At 44.9% G+C, this 17,508-nt stretch carries 17 protein-coding genes; 6 read left to right on the plus strand and 11 right to left on the minus strand.

The window, feature by feature from the left end:
• Nucleotides 1-5: 5 nt before the first annotated feature.
• Complete coding sequence (infC, locus tag F459_RS0113900; protein WP_020613326.1) at nt 6-536, minus strand: translation initiation factor IF-3; 531 nt, start codon at nt 534-536, stop codon at nt 6-8.
• Between the two features lie 176 nt (nt 537-712).
• Between infC and F459_RS0113905 the strand changes: the two genes are divergently transcribed.
• On the plus strand, nt 713-1,408 hold the full coding sequence (locus tag F459_RS0113905; RefSeq protein ID WP_245540178.1) for a hypothetical protein: 696 nt from the start codon (nt 713-715) through the stop codon (nt 1,406-1,408).
• Between the two features lie 112 nt (nt 1,409-1,520).
• Here F459_RS0113905 and F459_RS0113910 read toward each other — a convergent pair whose 3' ends face one another.
• Nucleotides 1,521-2,519, minus strand: coding sequence for a class II fructose-bisphosphate aldolase (locus tag F459_RS0113910; protein WP_020613328.1), 999 nt, complete (start codon nt 2,517-2,519; stop codon nt 1,521-1,523).
• Nucleotides 2,520-2,726: 207 nt separating this feature from the next.
• Between F459_RS0113910 and F459_RS0113915 the strand changes: the two genes are divergently transcribed.
• The 3 genes from F459_RS0113915 to F459_RS0113925 all read left to right on the plus strand — a co-directional run bounded on the left by F459_RS0113915 (nt 2,727) and on the right by F459_RS0113925 (nt 5,492).
• Nucleotides 2,727-3,458, plus strand: a complete 732-nt coding sequence (locus tag F459_RS0113915; protein WP_020613329.1) for a flagellar filament outer layer protein FlaA — start codon at nt 2,727-2,729, stop codon at nt 3,456-3,458.
• 2 nt (nt 3,459-3,460) lie between these two features.
• Nucleotides 3,461-4,204 (plus strand): flagellar filament outer layer protein FlaA, encoded by a 744-nt coding sequence (locus F459_RS0113920; RefSeq protein WP_020613330.1) that lies wholly within the window; start codon nt 3,461-3,463, stop codon nt 4,202-4,204.
• Nucleotides 4,205-4,337: 133 nt separating this feature from the next.
• Complete coding sequence (locus F459_RS0113925; RefSeq protein WP_020613331.1) at nt 4,338-5,492, plus strand: OmpA family protein; 1,155 nt, start codon at nt 4,338-4,340, stop codon at nt 5,490-5,492.
• A gap of 67 nt (nt 5,493-5,559) precedes the next feature.
• Here F459_RS0113925 and F459_RS0113930 read toward each other — a convergent pair whose 3' ends face one another.
• From F459_RS0113930 to F459_RS0113950, 3 genes are all read right to left on the minus strand, one after another.
• Complete coding sequence (locus F459_RS0113930; RefSeq protein ID WP_020613332.1) at nt 5,560-6,420, minus strand: sensor histidine kinase; 861 nt, start codon at nt 6,418-6,420, stop codon at nt 5,560-5,562.
• Between the two features lie 465 nt (nt 6,421-6,885).
• Nucleotides 6,886-7,821, minus strand: a complete 936-nt coding sequence (locus tag F459_RS0113945) for a DMT family transporter (protein WP_020613333.1) — start codon at nt 7,819-7,821, stop codon at nt 6,886-6,888.
• Nucleotide 7,822: 1 nt separating this feature from the next.
• The gene (locus F459_RS0113950; RefSeq protein ID WP_020613334.1) at nt 7,823-8,836 is read right to left on the minus strand and encodes a LacI family DNA-binding transcriptional regulator; all 1,014 of its coding nucleotides are present in this window, start codon (nt 8,834-8,836) and stop codon (nt 7,823-7,825) included.
• A gap of 284 nt (nt 8,837-9,120) precedes the next feature.
• Between F459_RS0113950 and F459_RS0113955 the strand changes: the two genes are divergently transcribed.
• Both F459_RS0113955 and F459_RS0113960 read left to right on the plus strand, forming a co-directional pair.
• Nucleotides 9,121-9,918 carry a TIM barrel protein gene (locus F459_RS0113955; RefSeq protein WP_020613335.1) on the plus strand — a complete coding sequence of 266 codons (798 nt, stop codon included), beginning with the start codon at nt 9,121-9,123 and terminating at the stop codon, nt 9,916-9,918.
• 1 nt (nt 9,919) lies between these two features.
• Nucleotides 9,920-10,930 (plus strand): Gfo/Idh/MocA family protein, encoded by a 1,011-nt coding sequence (locus tag F459_RS0113960; protein WP_020613336.1) that lies wholly within the window; start codon nt 9,920-9,922, stop codon nt 10,928-10,930.
• A 138-nt stretch (nt 10,931-11,068) separates the two neighbouring features.
• Here F459_RS0113960 and F459_RS0113965 read toward each other — a convergent pair whose 3' ends face one another.
• The 6 genes from F459_RS0113965 to F459_RS0113990 form a co-directional block, all read right to left on the minus strand.
• Entirely contained in the window at nt 11,069-11,890 is an 822-nt protein-coding gene (locus F459_RS0113965) for a sugar phosphate isomerase/epimerase family protein (RefSeq protein WP_020613337.1), read from the minus strand.
• Nucleotides 11,891-11,908: 18 nt separating this feature from the next.
• On the minus strand, nt 11,909-12,658 hold the full coding sequence (locus F459_RS0113970) for a carbohydrate ABC transporter permease (protein ID WP_081623743.1): 750 nt from the start codon (nt 12,656-12,658) through the stop codon (nt 11,909-11,911).
• Between the two features lie 77 nt (nt 12,659-12,735).
• The gene (locus tag F459_RS0113975; RefSeq protein ID WP_020613339.1) at nt 12,736-13,614 is read right to left on the minus strand and encodes a carbohydrate ABC transporter permease; all 879 of its coding nucleotides are present in this window, start codon (nt 13,612-13,614) and stop codon (nt 12,736-12,738) included.
• A 73-nt stretch (nt 13,615-13,687) separates the two neighbouring features.
• Nucleotides 13,688-14,941, minus strand: a complete 1,254-nt coding sequence (locus F459_RS0113980; protein ID WP_020613340.1) for an ABC transporter substrate-binding protein — start codon at nt 14,939-14,941, stop codon at nt 13,688-13,690.
• A 14-nt stretch (nt 14,942-14,955) separates the two neighbouring features.
• The gene (locus tag F459_RS0113985) at nt 14,956-15,969 is read right to left on the minus strand and encodes a Gfo/Idh/MocA family protein (protein WP_020613341.1); all 1,014 of its coding nucleotides are present in this window, start codon (nt 15,967-15,969) and stop codon (nt 14,956-14,958) included.
• Between the two features lie 176 nt (nt 15,970-16,145).
• Nucleotides 16,146-17,366: an ROK family transcriptional regulator gene (locus F459_RS0113990; RefSeq protein WP_020613342.1), complete on the minus strand. Its 1,221-nt coding sequence runs from the start codon at nt 17,364-17,366 to the stop codon at nt 16,146-16,148.
• Nucleotides 17,367-17,508: the final 142 nt, after the last annotated feature.

Genomic DNA, 17,508 nt, shown 5'->3' on the forward strand with positions numbered 1-17,508 from the left:
CTCGTTTATTTCTTTCCCGTTTTCGGGCTCAAGATCATAGACATGAACCGACCTTCCATGATGGGCTTCCTATCCATGGAAAAATCGGTTTCCAGCTCTTCCAAAATTTCATTTACCTTCATGAGGACATCTCTCCCCAATTCGGTATGTGCAAGCTCACGACCTCGGAAACGAATGGTTACCTTTACCTTATTTCCCTCTTCAAGAAAAGTCTTGATATGTTTGGTCTTGAACTCCAAATCGTGAGTTTCGATCTTTGGCTGCATGCGAATCTCTTTCAGCTTGATCTGCTTTTGTTTCTTTTTTGATTCTTTGCGCCGTTTTTCCTGATCAAACTTATACTTCCCGTAATCAAGGATCTTACATACCGGCGGATCCGCATTCGGTGATACTTCGACAAGGTCTGCATTTGCATGGTGTGCAAGCTCCAGGGCCTCAATCGTCGGAATGATTCCCCGCTGTTCTCCTTTTTCATCGATCAGGCGGACTTCGCGGACCCGAATCTCCTTGTTCACTCGTAAATCTTTCGCAGCCAATCTTCCTCCTCATGACTAATCCGGCCCTTCCACATATCCGTTTGGAATACATGAAAACCGGTCAACTCAAAGTGGAAACTACTATAACATTCACATCAAAAAGAGTCAAAGGGTGATAGCGAACCGTTGCAGCCGATGCTGGTTTATGATAGCCTCGAGAAGTTATGGTAATATTTTTGATTTTTGCTGTTCCGATTATCGGCTGTATGCTATTGTTCTGGCTTTTCCCCGGCTGGTATCGGGACAAACTCTTTTTCCCTGCCGGGATTCGGGCCTTCCTGTGGTTCTGGATAGGTACGGCCATCACTCTTTTTTGGGGTATCGGGGGGATTAAGACGTATGCATTTGCTCCTTATCTCCTGCACCGGTGGCTGTTTTTCGATCTCCCTCCGATGGCGGCGGCTTTTATCGGTTTTTCTTTGTGGAGATCAGCCAGGGAACGAATTCTGTCCGGTGAAAGGCTCTTGTTTGGCTCTTTGCTTTATGCCGTCGTTGTTTCGATGTTTTCGGGATGTGTTGAAGCGATTTTTTGGTTTAAGCAGTATAACGCTTTCGCACTCTTTTTCCTTCCTCTTGCACTTGTTGCCCGTATGATGTTTCTTTGGGCCTTTTCGCTTCTCTTCGTCCAGCCTGAGGGCGGAAATCGATGGGTCCTTTCCTCTATAGGCGTTCTCGGCGTTTCTTTTTTCATCGCCTTGGGCCCCGCTTTCGTTTTGATCAATCAGCATCTTTTTGCATCGATACTTGCCCTCCTTGTTCTGGCGGCTTCGCTCCTTATGCTAAAATTTGCGATCGGGGCAGCCTTGCCCTCTTTTCGGCTTCGGCCTCTTCCTGTGGAGGACGATGAATCATCGGTTGATACGGTGCTTTAATACTGTGTTGATATAAACGCTTTCCAACATCGGCACTATGACAATATAAACGGTGCTGTAAAAAAAGGGACTGCCTTAGAGCAGTCCCTTTTTATTCGTCAGTGAAAATCGATCAGGCGTGGCCTGCCGAGCCAAGAACCTCGATGTTCTTTCGTTTGTACATTGTCTTCAATTCGTCACGGCCAGGTCCAAGATACTTTCTCGGATCAAATTCCGCAGGTTTTTCCGCTAAAACCTTTCGCACCGCCGCCGTCATGGCGAGACGCCCGTCGGAATCGATATTGATTTTACATACGGCGGATTTTGCAGCCTTACGCAACTGTTCTTCCGGAATTCCCACCGCATCTTTCAGTGCACCACCGTACTGGTTGATCTGTTTTACGTATTCGACAGGAACAGAAGAAGAGCCGTGAAGCACAATGGGGAAACCGGGAAGTTTCTTTTCAATCTCTTCAAGGATATCGAAGCGAAGGGGAGGGGGGACAAGGACCCCATCCGCATTCCTGGTACACTGCTCCGGTGTGAACTTATTTGCTCCGTGGCTGGTACCGATACTGATTGCAAGGCTGTCAACTCCGGTTTTTTTGACAAAGTCGATCACCTCTTCGGGACGGGTGTAGGTTGATTTTTCCGCTACAACCGCATCTTCGATGCCTGCAAGGACGCCAAGCTCGCCTTCTACGGTAACATAGTCGGCCTGCTTATGAGCATATTCAACAACCTTACGGGTAAGAGCGACGTTTTCATCATAGGGAAGGTGGCTGCCGTCGATCATGACGGAAGAGAATCCACTATCGATACAATCTTTGCAGAGTTCAAAACTATCGCCATGGTCGAGATGTAGTGCTACTGGTACCTCATAACCGAGTTCCTTGGAATACTCGACGGCACCCTGTGCCATAAATCTCAGCAAGGTGGAGTTTGCATATTTTCTGGCACCGGAAGAAACCTGCAGGATTACCGGCGATTTCGTTTCGACGCAAGCAGCTATAATAGCTTGCAGCTGCTCCATGTTGTTGAAATTGTAGGCGGGAATGGCATAACCGCCGTCGATGGCTCCGGCAAACATCGCTTTCGTGTTCGACAGACCCAATGTTTTGTAGGAAATCATGATACGCTCCTCATATAAATTCAATTAGACTTATGATATTACTCTAATCAAGGAGATGCATTGGGGTCAAGAAGTAGGGACCCCATAACTGGCCTTACTCCGTTGATTTTTCCTTTCGGGAAAATGGTTTGACAAAGAATATGTGAAGAAATATAATTCTGCTTACTGATATGCGATGATTTTTTGCTAGATAAAAAGGAGTTAGGAATGAAACGAGGCGTCCTGCTGTTTCTGTGCCTTTCGGCGTTAATTTTTCTTGCGCCCTCCCTGCTTTGTGCTGATGAGCAGACAGAAAACCTGGTTTCTCACGTTCTGGAATCTTTTGATCCGGAAACGAGGACCACGGATTGGTTAGTTCAGGGAAGTAAGTTCGTCACCGAAGGGTTCCCGAAGCAGACCTATGTGAAAGCGTGGCCTGAAGCGCTTTACGGAGCGAATCGGGAGGGTTTGGATCTGCAGGCCCTTGGCGCTTATTTTAAGTTTGATAGGAAGGGATATAACTACATAGAGTTTATTCCTGTTACCCAAGATGAGAATGGGGATACGGTTCCTAATCCGATTCCCATCCCCGGCCGTGTGAAGAATATCGATTTGTGGGCATGGGGCTCTGATTTCGATTACTACCTCGAGGTTCATATCATGGATCCGCGGGGAGTGGTTCATGTTTTGAATCTCGGTAGTCTTAATTATACCGGATGGAAGAACTTAACTGTGAATATTCCTTCTTACATCCCTCAGTCGCGAAATTATGCTCCCTATCTTGAGGGGTTACAGCTTGTTAAGGTTGTTCTTTGGACAAAGCCGCTTGAATCCGTGAATGATTGTTACTTCTATCTTGATCAGATAAAAGTGCTTACCGATGTTTTTGTTTCGCGCTTTGACGGTGATGAGTTGACCGATCCCGAAAAAGTCGATGAAGTTTGGGGAGGGGTAGAGTAATAATGAGGACCAGAAAAACGAGATTAGCAGGAAAATTGCTTTTCATGCTGATAGCGGTAGCCGTCGTTCCGATGGTTGTCGTTGCACAGTCGGCAACTCCAGCAGCTGTCGGAGAACCGAATCCTACCGAGATCGGGGTTGATACGGCGCAGCAGAAGTTGAAAGAAGTTTCTATTTCCAAATTCGAGGATGCCGGTTTCTGGTCTGCTTCGATGTCAAAGGATGAGGGACTTGTAACCTTGAGAAGACTCGCCGGATCTCCTATCGATAAAGAGCCGCTTGAGGCGGAAGCTCAGGCCGGAATTACCGAAGACGACAGTAATGTCCTTGGTATCAAGGTTGAGTATTTTAAGCGTGGTAACAGCCAGTTTACGCTTACCCCTGTTCGTCCGATGCCTGTAGAAGGAATCTGTAAGACCGTAAGTGTCTGGGTTGTGGGACGAAACAGCCCTCACGTTTTAAAGATGCTCCTCTCTGATCATTTCGGGAATAGAGCTGAAGTGACCATGGGTAAATTGAACTTTACCGGTTGGAAGAAGCTTACTGTTGCAATTCCGACTTCTATTGTTCAGCGGGATTATCACTACAATAATAAGATGGGGATAAAGATCGAAGGTTTTACCATTGACTGTGATCCAAAGGAAGCCTACGGTTCTTACTACATCTATTTCGATGACCTTCGTGCAACCACTGATCTTTTTGCCGAAGAACATCGGGATATCGATGATATGCAGGATAACTGGTAAGTTCTGAAAGCCGGTTCGTATGTCTCGATACGAAGGTACCATGTTGAGAGGGTTTTTCTCTTGGAAAGGCCCTCTTTTTTTACTCTTTATCTTTTTGTGGCCGCACTCTTTGCTCTGCCTATATGGACAATCCATGCAGACGGGAGGATTCCAGCGTTCAAACCGCTATACCGTCACCATTCGAGAGGATTATTCGGTACGTACGGATGGGGCATATAAGGGATTTCTCAGCAGGGAGATTCACGGAAGTTTTTTTAGATCGGAGGCTTCTTACCCGCCTCAGTATGAGGGCGTCTATTTTGGGACAGGAGCTCTGAGACGTGAGCAAACCTATCAGGCCGTACCTCTTGAGATCAACTATCGAACGGCTTTTACTATTGATGATTCGGGGGAAATGCGGATTCTAAGCGGCGCACTCCCCCCCGTTAGAATGAATATCCCCTGTTTTCCAAAAGATAATGAAGATCAGGTTTCTACATGGTCGGCCCCTGCCCAGGATTCTCTTTTCTGGGAAGGAAAACAGATTTCTGTGCCCACTATGGTTACATATCGCATAACGGGAAACCGATCGTACGAAGAGAGGCCTGTCATGGCTATTAGTTATGAATATTCTCTCAGGCTGAAGCCCTACCAGATTTCTGGAATGCAGGATGTCACTTCCCTCCATGAGCTCTTTGGAACAGTAAAGGGCGAGATGCTCCTGTATCTTGATCAGGAGGGGGGGCTTTTCTCGAAAGAACGAATTATACGGCGTACGGTTGCGGATGATGGAACGACAAGTGATGAAGAAGGCTTTCGGCTTATTTGGTATACGGGAGTTGATGGGGCATCCATCAATCGAATGATCGCGGACCTGAGTGATGGGAACACTGCCGTCCATGAAGCAGCTTCCGATGGTAGTGGCCGAGATGATGATACCTCCATCCTTGTTGAGGAGCGTTCGGAGGGGGTTGTGTTTACGCTTCCCAACATCCATTTTAAGCCTGATGAGGCGGAAATCCTTCCTCAAGAGATTTCTCGTCTCGATGAACTCGCTCGGGTTTTATCACAAATTCGTGACACATCTTTTCTTGTCGTCGGACACACAGCCGATGTTGGAACGAAAGAGAGTCAGAAAGAACTTTCTGTAGATCGGGCCAGACGTATTATCTCTGAATTGTCCCAGCGAGGCCTCGATGAAAGCCGATTTCTTTATGACGGGGTTGGGGGAAGTCAGCCTGTTGCTTCTAATGATAGCGAGGAAGGTCGGAGGCAAAACAGGCGCGTTGAAATTTTTCTGTTGGAATAGCTACTGTTTGTAAAGCCGGTGGTGAATGGATATCCTTTTATTTTCTGTTTTACCCTTGTCGATCACATTAGGCGTCTATCATGAGCTCACCGGGATTCGGAACAGTAGGGAAGCGCAGTGTGAAATTCATTCCGTTACGAGGTGTTGAACAAATAGCAAACGTTCCATTGAGTTGTCGACTCAAAGCCGTGATCAGCTGCAGACCTATACCTGCTTCCTTCTGAGAAAATTGGGGGTCGAATGAAAACCCCTGCCCATTATCGCTAAACCGCAGTAATAGCGTCGAAATCGTTTCCCGCGTTACTGCTATTGTGATGCTGGGCGAAGGTGTCGATGCCTGAAAAGCGTGTGTAACCGAGTTGGAGAAGAGTTCATATATAAGTAAGCCTAAGGGAAGAGGAGTGGGACAGACTTCTTCAACCGGTATCTGTTTTGTTATACAAATATCTTTCCTGCAAACACTCATGGTGCAAAAGCTAATAACGGTATCTATTAATTGGACTATTGATACCTGGCTCAAGGATTCTTTCTGATACATTGATTCCTGAATATGCGATATCATGAGTATACGCGATTCTATTTTGGAAGTTTGTTCTTTTCCCTGCCGACCCCCGGGGTAGCAAGAGGAGAGATGAATGATACTTGATATTAGTTGTAAATTGTTTTTTACACGATGATGCAGTTCTCTCAAGAGAAGTTCTTTTTCGTTATTGGAAGCTTGGAGGGTGATGTTTGCTTCTTTTAAGCGTTGTGCCCAAAGTAAGATCAATGTTCCGGTGAAACCGCCGAATAATGTCGGAACAATAAAGCCTTGAAGGGAGATGGGGGCATGAATAAGGATTTTTTGAAAAACAGAGAGGAATGAGAGGAAAAAGGCACCGCAGAGTGCCCCCATTAGTCCAATAAAGGCTTTGGTTTTGAAAAGCAATTATGTACCTCTTCATATATATGATAGCGACTTTTCGCTTTTGCAGCAAATTGTTACTGATTTTTTATGAATTGTGCCAAAACAAGAGAACACAGAGCAATTCCGAACCAACAATAAGGTGATACTTTTCAACCATGATAAAGACCGCAAACACCACGAATATCTGACGGCGAGCTCCATTAAAAAAATTGAGAAGGTAAAAAAGCCAATAACGTTTTCGGAATAGAAGGTGCTTTTTTTGTGGATAAAGAATTGTCTCTACCGGCTTCTGTGTTAATGCAAACAAACTTACGAGGATTAATAATCCTCCGATGATATAAAAAAGATCATGCAGCGGCAGAAATGGCGGCAAAACGATGTTCACTGCAGAATATCAGCAGATAGATCACGAAAAAGGTGAGGAAACCCGGAATCTCCCGGACTGATTGAATCACGCCCATCTGAAAGGCAGTAATGCCAATAACCCTACCGAGATCTTTTTAGATTTCCTGTTTGAAGAAAATAAATGGCGGCGAGGACGATGGCGATACCGGTATAGACCCAAATATTCGCCCGTTCCCCCAACAGAAAAACCGAAAGGATGACTCCGAATACGGGAACCATGAATTTGAAGCCTGTAGCTCTGATGACGCCTATTGCATGGAGTGACTGATTGAAGACAATATTCGCAAACCCCGTTGCTATAACACCAACGAAAAGAATCAACATCCAGTTGGTACATCCCAACCGCATTACTTCATGGAAGTCGCTCTTTCCTGCAATGGCAACGACGAGAAGTACCACAGTTCCCGATGCGGTAGAGATAAAGGTTGGAATAATACTGCCGAATGTGCGTATATAGTTCTTAAGAGCTACATAGTATACACTTATACAAAGAGAACCGAGGATGCACAGTATGTTCCCCATAATATAGTCGTTTCCAATTCCAATTGAGGAAAACGTTCCCCTGGTCGCAACGAAGAGGATGCCTATCGATCCTAGAATGATCCCAAATAGGTGCCGCAAGGTGAATCTTTCTTTAAGGAATATGACGGAAAGGATGGCAGCATAGATTGGCTGGGAGTTTATAAGGATGGAACTGCTTGTGGCGTTTGTTAATTCCAACCCAAAAGAAAGAAGGAGAGAGAAGAATCCTACCCCGAAGATACCGATTCCCGAGAGTATTAAGGTATCTTTTAAGGATGGTCGCGGACGCTTTCCCGAATCGGCTATGAAGAATGGAAGAGTAGTCAACAAAGCGACAAGAAATCTGAGGAAGGCTACAAGAAATGGGTTGACTCTATTGATAAGGAGGCTTTTTGTTGCAGGGTGAATTCCTCCCCATGCGATGGTGCAAGCGATTAAGGCGATCGACCAGAGATAGATATTTTCCTTTCGTGTCTTGATTTGTTTTTTATTCATGTTATGACTTTCGCTTTTGCGTTGTAGATTCCCTTACGATAAGTTTTGGTTGCAAAAAGACCTGCATGAGGCTCGTCTCCTGTGATGAAATAAGATGGGTGATGCGATTAACTCCTGCCTTTGCAAGTTCCCGAACAGACTGACGTACAGTTGAGAGGGTAGGTCGACAAAACCTTCCGGCATCGATATCATCATATCCGATAACGGAAAGATCTTGGGGAATACGTATCCCCTCGTCGCACAGGGCCCTAATACATCCGATGGCGGCTAAATCATTTTGTATGAATAATGCGCTGTATTCTCTAAGCTTTTCTTTATAATTGAGGCCGAAACGATAGCCTGCATCAAAATTATGATCTACATACATAACATCATTTTTTGAGACTGTTATACCGGCATCATTCATGGCCTTTGCAAAACCAGAACTGCGCTCTTCGAACTCCCGGCCGTATGAAGTTGCTGTAAGGATATTTGTATGACCTAATTCCAGTAGATACTTCGCTGCTATATATCCTCCCAGAAAATGGTTCATATCAATAATATTAATTTCTGCGGACGATGTCCTGTCAAAGTAATGCATATAGATATGTGGAACATGCTCTTTTTTTAGATACTCGTCGATCTCGGTGCAATACTCGCGATTTATGATGATGACTCCTGCTATATTACCAATCGACAAGAGCTTCTCAACTTTTTTTATCCCTTTGCTTTTATATTGATCGTAAACAATTATTGGAAGATAATTTGCGTTATCAATTTCCTCAAAGACAGCAATAAAAAGCGATTCAAGAAAGTGGTCGTTGTAGTTCGTAAAAAAATTGTCGGCCAGCAGAACGGCAATAACATTTTTCTCTTTTGTTTGTTTTATCGGTGAGTCCTGATCTGTGTAGTATCCATGTTCCTTGGCCAGTTCAATTATTCGATTTCTGGTTTCCGAAGAGACACCGGGATGATTGTTGAGACTTCTTGAAATAGTCGATTGATTTACTCCGGCCAGTTTCGCCAATTCTCTCATTGAAATCAGAATACAGCTCCAAGCAGTTAGTGATTCTTCATTGTAAACGCGCTATTGTCATATGTCAATGAATACGCATCACATGTCACAATACTAGATGTTTACTTAGCAATGATGCGTAATGATGCGTAATAAAATTATTGACAAGTACAAAAAATCCTTATAGTATCAATAATTATATAGGAAATCTATTGTGTGGATTTATTTTTGATGCATTATAATGCAGTATATTATGTATTGATGCTCTATTTTATGCACGTTGAGTCATACATAGGAGGATAAGAATGCAAAAATCAGCCAATATTGAAGTGTTGTATACGGAGCTTCCATGGGAAAAACGTTTTGTTGCAGCAAAGCAGGATGGCTTCAATTATATTGAGTTCTGGGGCTGGGAGGATAAGGACTTACCTCGCGTGAAAGCTCTCTTACAAGAGAGTGACTTGTCACTTTCAACAATGAGTGGTGATGGTCCCTTTTCGATGTGTGATCCTATGAAAAAAAAGGAATATATTGATTATATCAAAAAATCAATTGACGCAGCAAAATTTCTTGGTTCTCCGAGACTGGTGATCCATTCGAATGAACTGGCGGACGAACCTCAATGGGCTGCTGATTTCTTTGAAGAGTATTCCGATACGGTAAAGCTATTGACGATGTTTGATAACTTGAAAGTAATATCGCTTCTTGCTGAAAAGGCGGGGATTACCTTTCTCCTTGAGGCTCTCAATGTAGTTGTCGATCACATCGGAAACTTTTTAACGAAAACGCAGACGGCAGCCGAATTGGTCAAAGCCACCGGATCTTCTCACATGAAGATCCTTTACGATGCGTACCACATGTACCTTAACGAGGGGAAAATCTGCGAAACCCTTTCAAAATATATTGATACGGTGGGTTACATTCATGTTGCCGATGCTCCGGGAAGAGGCGAGCCCGGGACAGGAGCCATCAACTATCATAATGTCTTCAAGCATTTGGCTAAGGTCGGCTATAGCGGTGTAATTGGTTTTGAATTATATCCTCAGAATGGGACAAAGAATGCGGTGACGGCAATTCTGAAAGCGTGTGAAGGAGTTTTTTAAGATGAGTGATTTACGTATCGGAATTATTGGCTGTGGGGCAATTGGCCAGGATCATTTGAAGCGTATTAATGAAAAGGTCCAGGGCGCGACGGTAACCGGAATTTTTGAGATTAATGAAAAAGTTTCCAGATCCTTGGGCGAAAGTTTTGGCGTAAACGTTTTTTCCAGTGGGGAGCAGCTCATCGAATCGAGTGAAGTAGATGCCGTTGTTGTCTCCTCTTCGGATGAAACCCATGCGCGCTACGTGCTTAAGGCCATCGAAGAGAAAAAATTTGTGTTCTGCGAAAAGCCTCTGACCCCAAAATCAACCGATGGTCGACATATCCTCGATGCGGAGATTGCAGGAGGAAAACAGCTTGTCCAGGTCGGATTTATGCGGAGATATGATCCGGGATATCGGGCCGTACAGACTCTTTTGCAATCGGGTACCTATGGAGCTCCATTGGTCCTCCACTGCTCACACCGAAATGCCGCCATCCCCGGTTTCACTACTCCCATGGCAATCCAAAGCAGTGCCTCGCACGAAATTGATATTTGCCGCTGGCTGCTTGGAGAGGAATATGTATCATGTGAAGTTCTTATGGCAAAAAACAGCAGACATAGCGGAAGTGATCTCCATGATCCGCAATTTCTTATTCTTCGTACCGAGACAGGAATCCTGATAACTGTCGAAATCTTTATAAATTGTCAATATGGATATGATATCAATTGCGAGGTTGTATGTGAAGACGGAATTGTATCTCTCCCTTCTCCTCCTGAGGTTCTGGTAAAAAACAACGGTAAAAAGGCGAGCGCCATTTCTTCCGACTGGAAGGCACGTTTCAAAGAGGCCTACGAAGTTGAATTTCAAGAGTGGGTCTCTGCGGTAAAGCAGGGCCGGGTCGGAGGACCGTCGGCCTGGGATGGTTATATCACTGCAGTTGTAACCGAAGCCCTATCGCAGGCTCGTGACACGGGGGAGAGAGTTCCTATTTCCCATATGGAATGTCCAGATTTTTATCGAAAAAAATGAGAAAGGCGTGCACGAATTTAGGTGATCTCTCTCCCCGAAAGGGAGCAGAGATCACCTGGCTAAAATACTGCCTGTACAAAACTATCATATTTCCCAGAGCATCATCATTATCAAAAAAATCGTCGTTTTCATACGCTCTTACCACAATAGTGGTTCCAGTAATTTTTTTGCTGAGATAATATCTTTGATCTGTTGTTCTCCCGAGATTTCACGTTCGATCGTGATGGCTCCGTCATAGCCGATTTCTTTCAGCTTTGCGATGAAACGGGGATAGTCAACCTTTCCTTCTCCCAGGGGTACCTCCTTGCCCAGCTGATGTCCGTCAGTAGGATACATGCCGTCCTTGCCGTGCACGTCCATGACATACTCCCCGAAAACTTCGAGCGCATCTACGGGGTTGGCCTTACCGTACATGATAAGATTTGCCGGATCCAGATTGATTCCGATATGGTCCTCCCCCAGATCCTGAATGGTTCGTTTCAACGTAACTGGTGTTTCCTGTCCTGTTTCGAACAGAAAATTTATATCTTTGGCTTTACAGGCATCGACTACTATCTGTAAGGCAGCACACACCTCGGCATATTCGCTTGCTGCGGGATTTTCCGGTAGAAATCCTGCATGGGTGATGAGATTTTTTACACCAATTTCACAGGCAAATGAACAGCCGGCAAGAAGTGTTTGTATGCGTTGAAAACGATAAGCGGCAGGGACCAGCCCCAAAGTGATGGGGCCCTGCTGAAAATCCCAAACCCTAGGGCCATTCCAGCCACACCAAAATCCGCTAATGGCCATACCGGTTACCCTTCGTGCATTTTGAATCTCTTCGGCCTTTTCAGAAGTCATTGCCTCTTCGTCCCAGCATACTATCTGGCAGGAACGAATGCCAAGTTCTTGTGCCTGGGAAAATAATACTTCAATATTGGAAGAGTGTTCTATTGGGATGGTTACACCAATGTACATATGTTTCTCCTTGTTTCTTTATCCTTTTACTGCTCCGGCCGTAACGCCGTTAATGATCTTGCCTTGCATGAAGGCAAAGAAAATCAAACTGGGTATCATAGAGATGACGATTCCGGGAAGAGCATGTTCCCAATCGGCTGTTTGTGCCGAGAATCTCATATACAAAGCATTCTGAATATTCATTGCGACACTCTTTCCTCCCACGATCAATTGGTTGATAATGATGTCATTCCAGGTTGCCAAGGTATCTAAAACAATGACGGTCACTATAATCGGTTGAAGGAGCGGTAACACGATTTGCAGGTAGGTTCTTATTCTCCCTGCCCCGTCGATACGTGCCGATTCTTCCAATTCCAGGGGAACGCCTTTTACGAATCCATGAATCATAAAAACTGCCAGGGGCACACACAAACCTGCGGAAACCAAGATATAACCAATACGCGTACCTGATAGATGCAGGCCTGCGATAAACCTGGTAAGGGAAATCATATACGATTGAAACGGTACCATCATGGGAAGGATGATAAGAACAAAACATACGCGACTTGTCGTACTTTTTGTTCTGGAAAGTTTATATGCCGCCATGGGCGCCATAATTAAAACGAGAGAAACCGTACAGAAGGTATAGAATAAGGTGTTTCCCATTAAGCGGGACAAATGAAAGATTTGCCACGTTTCGATATATTTATCTAACGACCACTGCTTTGGTAAGGACAAAAAGTGTTGCAGCATATCATTATAAGGCTTGAATGAGTTGATAAAGATCATTACCAGCGGGAAAAGCCAAAAGATGGAAATAGCCAATGCCACAAATTTTCCTATTGTACCATATTTTTTTCGGGCCACTATATTTCGACCTCCTGCTTCTTGGTGAGTTTCGTTTGGAACAGGGTTACGATTAATACAAAAGCAACAAAGATTAATGATTTTGCCGTGGCCAGCCCATAGTTGCTATTGATAAATGCCTCTTTATAGATGTCGTAGGTAACCGTTACTGTTGAGTTTGCTGGTCCTCCCTTGGTAAACACCAGAATGATGTCAAAGAGCTTAAATGCGAAGGTGAGGGAGGTAAGGAGACAGATAGAGATGGCTGGCATAATCATCGGTAATGTAACATGAAAAAAACGTTGTATTGCATTGGCCCCATCTATGGTTGCTGCTTCTAAGAGATCGGTTGGCACCGCAATTAAACCTGTTATGTAGTTGATCATATAAAATCCGAGGGTTTGCCAGACGGACATGACCACAACGATGATGAAAGCGTATTTGGGCTCTCCTAACCAACTGATACCGAAAAATTCGTTTCCTGATAGTTGATAAAGGGCATCAAAGCCCGGTCCCAAAAGGAATTTCCAGATGAGACCGATTGCCGTAAGGCTGATGATGTAGGGGATATAGAAAAATGCCCTTCCCAGTATGGAAACAGTGGAACCTTTCTGCAGCGCTAAGGCGGCCATCAAAGATGTTATATTCACCAATACGACATAAAAGAGGGTAAAACGTAGGGTGAAAGATACCGATTGCCAGAAGAGGGCATCATCGGTAAAGGTTTTAACGAAGTTTCCCATGCCGATAAAGCTCATCGATTTGCTGATGCCGTTCCAATCGAAGACCGAGTAATAAAGATTCAAGAGAAAGGGAATGTCTGTTGCAAACAAAACGAATGCAAGGGAAGGAAGCACAAAGATACCGAAAATGAGTTTTTCCGAAGCGTTGTTATTCATATTCTCTCATTAATAATAGTTGAAGCCGTCCCAAAAAAACTTTTTTGAAACGGCCCGTTTGGGTTGGCATTGATCAGTTTTTTGCCTTGTCCCAGAAATCCTGTGCCGCAGCAATTACCTGCTCTGCACTCATTTGTCCGATCATATATGCTTGAAGGTATCCACCCAGCGCATTGTTGAAGCCCAGGGGAGCCCTCGTATGAATCCAACCGTTGGTCTTAGCTTCGGCAATATATGTCTTTGCATCGTTTGCAAGGTAACCCCTAATGTTTTTCTGGGTCTTACATCCTGGAACGGCACCGACCCCTTCACACATCCAGTACTGACCCATATCCGATGACAAAATATACTCGGCATATTCTTTTGCGAGCTCCAGATGGTCAGAATCCTTATTAACAATATAGGTCCAGTTACAGGAAGACAGAAGCGTCGTTTCCTTGGGATCATTGCCGACCGGAAAGGGGAGAAACGCAAGGTGCGCGTCAGGATTGAAAGAATCCAAGGTTGATTGACACCAGTCACCCATATGAATAATGGCGGCTTGGTTATTCGCAATCTTGTTTTCTGAGGTTTCCCAATCAACCTCGAGAGGTTTTTTGACGCCATACTTCATAACCAAATCGAGGAAGCGGAACAGATTTCGAAAATTCTTCATCTCTTTGAATTTCAATTGCCCGTTGTTCAGCTGTTCAGTGACCCCTTCAGCATCAAGTCCCTTGTCCATCATAAAATGAGTTGCCGTCTGGGCAAGTACCCATGTTTCTTTTCCTGCTAGGGCAAATGCCGGAATACCTTTTGCGTCCAGCTTTTTACATGCAGCCTCCAATTCATCCATGGTTGACGGCAATTTCGTGATGCCTGCTCTTGCAAACAGGTCTTTGTTATAGATAAGGCCCATATTCTCATAGGTCCATGGTAGCGACATAACATTTCCATCGCTGTCTTTTCCCGTATCAATCGCCGATTGTTTGAATTTTGCTAATACTGAGGCGTCGTCCGACCAGTTGTATGCATATTCATAGTAGCTCAACGCCAGCGTACCCGATTCGACATCAAAGACATCGGGAATATCATTGGAATTGATTCGGGAGCGTAGTAATGACTGGGAATCATTTGCTGCATGCTGGACCTCAATCTTTACCCCGGGATGCTCCGCTTCGAATTTATCGACCATCTCGGCATATTGCTCTAAGCCGTATGCATGGGCATCGAAAACATACAGGACTATCTCATCTGACCGGGATGATCCTTTTTCCTGTTGTCCGTTTGCCCATGCCCCGGTCAAGGTGACCACCAATGCGAGACTCGTTGCAATAAATCGTTTCATAATTCCTCCTTATATTACGATTTTCTATAGTTCTGTTCCTTCAGGACTAAGCGCACGGCATCTACGCCGTCCTGGAGTGTTGCTTGTTCAATAGGCTTCCCCTCTATCAGGCATTCCGTGAAGTAGTTAATCTCTTTGCAGTAAGGATCCAGACCTGTCATAGTGACATCTGTGATGTCACTATGGAGGGGGGCAAACCGCATAAGCGGTTGTGGATTGTCGTTTTCGACCGGTAGGGTGAGGGTTAGGCTAGGGTTTTTCGAGCTGCAAAAAGAGAGTTTTCCCTTTTCGAATACCGCTGTAAATGAGGCTTCAAAAGGACGATTCGGTGACGGATCCCACAATCCTTCCGCAGAGGCCCTCACCGAAGCGAAGCGATAGTGTGCAACGACATGGTTGATCAACCCCGAGGGAAATGCTTCTGTTTCGATTTCCATAACATCTGGATTTCCCAAGAGATAATGGAGAAAGTCCACATCGTGAATATGTAGATCAAGCATAACCGATCCACTTTTTTTCTCGTCGTGGAACCAATCTTCAAATCCCCATAGCACGTCGCCTCCCAGCCTCTTCATATCAATTGACAACAATTCTCCGTAGAGCTGCTTATCAAAGGCCTTCTTAAGGAATGCATATTCATCGAAGAAACGGAGTACATGACCGACCATTACGGGAGTTCCAATTTTTGCTTGGGTTTCAAGTAAACGCTTACACTCATCTTCCGTGATACAGACGGGTTTTTCTATGAGGACCGCTATGCCTTTCTCCATTGCACGTACCGCATGATCGGTATGCATATGGCTTGGCAGGCAGATGTTCACGGCATCGACATGTGCTTTATTGATCAAGTCGATGCCATTCGTGTAGGTTTCTGCCTGCGGCCAGGTGAGTTGCGCTTGGTCCAGAAACTCCTGTCTGCAGTCGGCAAGGGCGACGACAGCGACGTCATGTTTCTGTGCTGCCGATTTATATGCTTTGTTGTGGGTGCTTCCCATTCCTCCGCACCCGATTATTCCGATGTGCAACATGATGTTCTCCTTTTATAAGTAAGTTAAGTTACTTAACTAACACAAAAAATTATAAGTCTCTTTCGTATGGCTGTCAATAAAATATTCTACTACTGTTGCGAATAATGGTGATCAGCGCACACCGCCATGAGACGGCGGAAGATCTGGCTTGAAGAAAAAATAGGCGTCTTTTAGGCTTATCCAATATAGATCGGATTACCAAGGGCGTCGGAAAATTCGTAATACATGTCGAAGAAATATCGTACGGCGCCTTTCAGATAGGAATCCGAATCGAGACTAGTGTATTGGATTGTTGTATGCGAGGTCATTTGGCCAAAGCCCTGAGCGTCGATGGAGCTTTGGACCGAAGCGAGAAATGATGCTCCTAGGTTTTGGCACCTCCCACCAAGAATAATGAGGGAAGGGTTGACGATACTTATCAGATTCCGCAGGGCCTGAGCAAAATCACTGGCAAGGCTATTCAGAACCTGTTGGGCAATAGTGTCACCATCGCGTACCGCAGTTCCAAGGGCCTTGTAACTGCCAAACTGTTCAATACGATTTCCCTTGCAGCCGGGCACCTTCGGGACACGGTGCTCCAAGCTACCCTCGCCAATCTCATTTTCGAGGCAGCCCCTGTTACCGCAGGTGCACAAATCGCCTTCCGGATTTATGGAGTAATGGCCAAACTGGGTAAAGGCACCGTTTGCTTTTCCCAACATCCTTCCTTCGATGAACAAAGAGGCTCCAATCCCTTGATTGAAATTAATGAAGGCAAAATTTTCTTCCGTAATATTGGCAAACACCTTTTCCGCATACGCATAGCAAGCAGTATCCTGCAGGACTGCCAGGGGATAATCGCTGCAGCACTCATGGATTTTTTCATAGGTACTCATGGCATTCGTATCGTGGATTCCCAATGGATGCGAATAAAAGGTGTTGTGGGCGGAATCGATCATGCCCGGCAGTATAAGGCAGCAGCCAAGGATGGTGCCGTTTACGGTCTTACGATTACAGACCAATGTGAAAAGCTTTTTTGTTGCCGCTGTATACTCCTCTTTTCCCGTGACCATAAGTTCTTGCGAGTCTATAGCGGTACCGAAGATATCGAGGAGTGTTGCGATTACTTTGTCCTTGGTCCAGGTAACAACTGGTATGAAATGTTGCTTCTCCAGTGCAAAAAGTGTATTGGGTCTTCGGCCAACTGAATTTGATACTTGTTGTTTTCCCGAATCAACAATAAAGTTTTTTTGTATGAGCTCTTCGACCAAAGAGGAGATGGTGGGTTTGCTTAAGGCTGTTCTTTTAGCAATTTCGGCCCGGGAAATGCCGCCCTCATCGAGGATGATGGAAAATACGGTCTTTAGGTTTTTTGCTTTTATCAGTTGTTGGTTTAGCAGTGGCAATTGCATACTCATCCAGATGGAATCCTTATATGGAAACTATAGTAGTGATAATTACCTTAATACAACCTTTTTTGTCGGTAATAAAACCACATGTATCGAAAGATTATAGCATATTCTCGCCTGCAATGGCTCCAGGCAATTGAGTTCCCTATGG

It is taken from the genome of Sediminispirochaeta bajacaliforniensis DSM 16054 (genome assembly GCF_000378205.1).
In the GTDB taxonomy this organism is placed as follows: domain Bacteria; phylum Spirochaetota; class Spirochaetia; order DSM-16054; family Sediminispirochaetaceae; genus Sediminispirochaeta; species Sediminispirochaeta bajacaliforniensis.

Excerpts from the sequence above, each read along its gene's own strand:
- F459_RS0113915 (WP_020613329.1), top strand. The coding sequence starts at position 2,727 with ATGAAACGAGGCGTCCTGCTGTTTCTGTGCCTTTCGGCGTTAATTTTT.
- F459_RS0113955 (WP_020613335.1), top strand. The coding sequence starts at position 9,121 with ATGCAAAAATCAGCCAATATTGAAGTGTTGTATACGGAGCTTCCATGG.
- F459_RS0113965 (WP_020613337.1), bottom strand. The coding sequence starts at position 11,890 with ATGTACATTGGTGTAACCATCCCAATAGAACACTCTTCCAATATTGAA.
- F459_RS0113950 (WP_020613334.1), bottom strand. The coding sequence starts at position 8,836 with ATGAGAGAATTGGCGAAACTGGCCGGAGTAAATCAATCGACTATTTCA.
- F459_RS0113970 (WP_081623743.1), bottom strand. The coding sequence starts at position 12,658 with ATGATCTTTATCAACTCATTCAAGCCTTATAATGATATGCTGCAACAC.
- F459_RS0113920 (WP_020613330.1), top strand. The coding sequence starts at position 3,461 with ATGAGGACCAGAAAAACGAGATTAGCAGGAAAATTGCTTTTCATGCTG.
- F459_RS0113910 (WP_020613328.1), bottom strand. The coding sequence starts at position 2,519 with ATGATTTCCTACAAAACATTGGGTCTGTCGAACACGAAAGCGATGTTT.
- F459_RS0113925 (WP_020613331.1), top strand. The coding sequence starts at position 4,338 with ATGCAGACGGGAGGATTCCAGCGTTCAAACCGCTATACCGTCACCATT.
- F459_RS0113945 (WP_020613333.1), bottom strand. The coding sequence starts at position 7,821 with ATGAATAAAAAACAAATCAAGACACGAAAGGAAAATATCTATCTCTGG.
- F459_RS0113990 (WP_020613342.1), bottom strand. The coding sequence starts at position 17,366 with ATGAGTATGCAATTGCCACTGCTAAACCAACAACTGATAAAAGCAAAA.
- F459_RS0113985 (WP_020613341.1), bottom strand. The coding sequence starts at position 15,969 with ATGTTGCACATCGGAATAATCGGGTGCGGAGGAATGGGAAGCACCCAC.
- F459_RS0113960 (WP_020613336.1), top strand. The coding sequence starts at position 9,920 with ATGAGTGATTTACGTATCGGAATTATTGGCTGTGGGGCAATTGGCCAG.
- F459_RS0113980 (WP_020613340.1), bottom strand. The coding sequence starts at position 14,941 with ATGAAACGATTTATTGCAACGAGTCTCGCATTGGTGGTCACCTTGACC.
- F459_RS0113975 (WP_020613339.1), bottom strand. The coding sequence starts at position 13,614 with ATGAATAACAACGCTTCGGAAAAACTCATTTTCGGTATCTTTGTGCTT.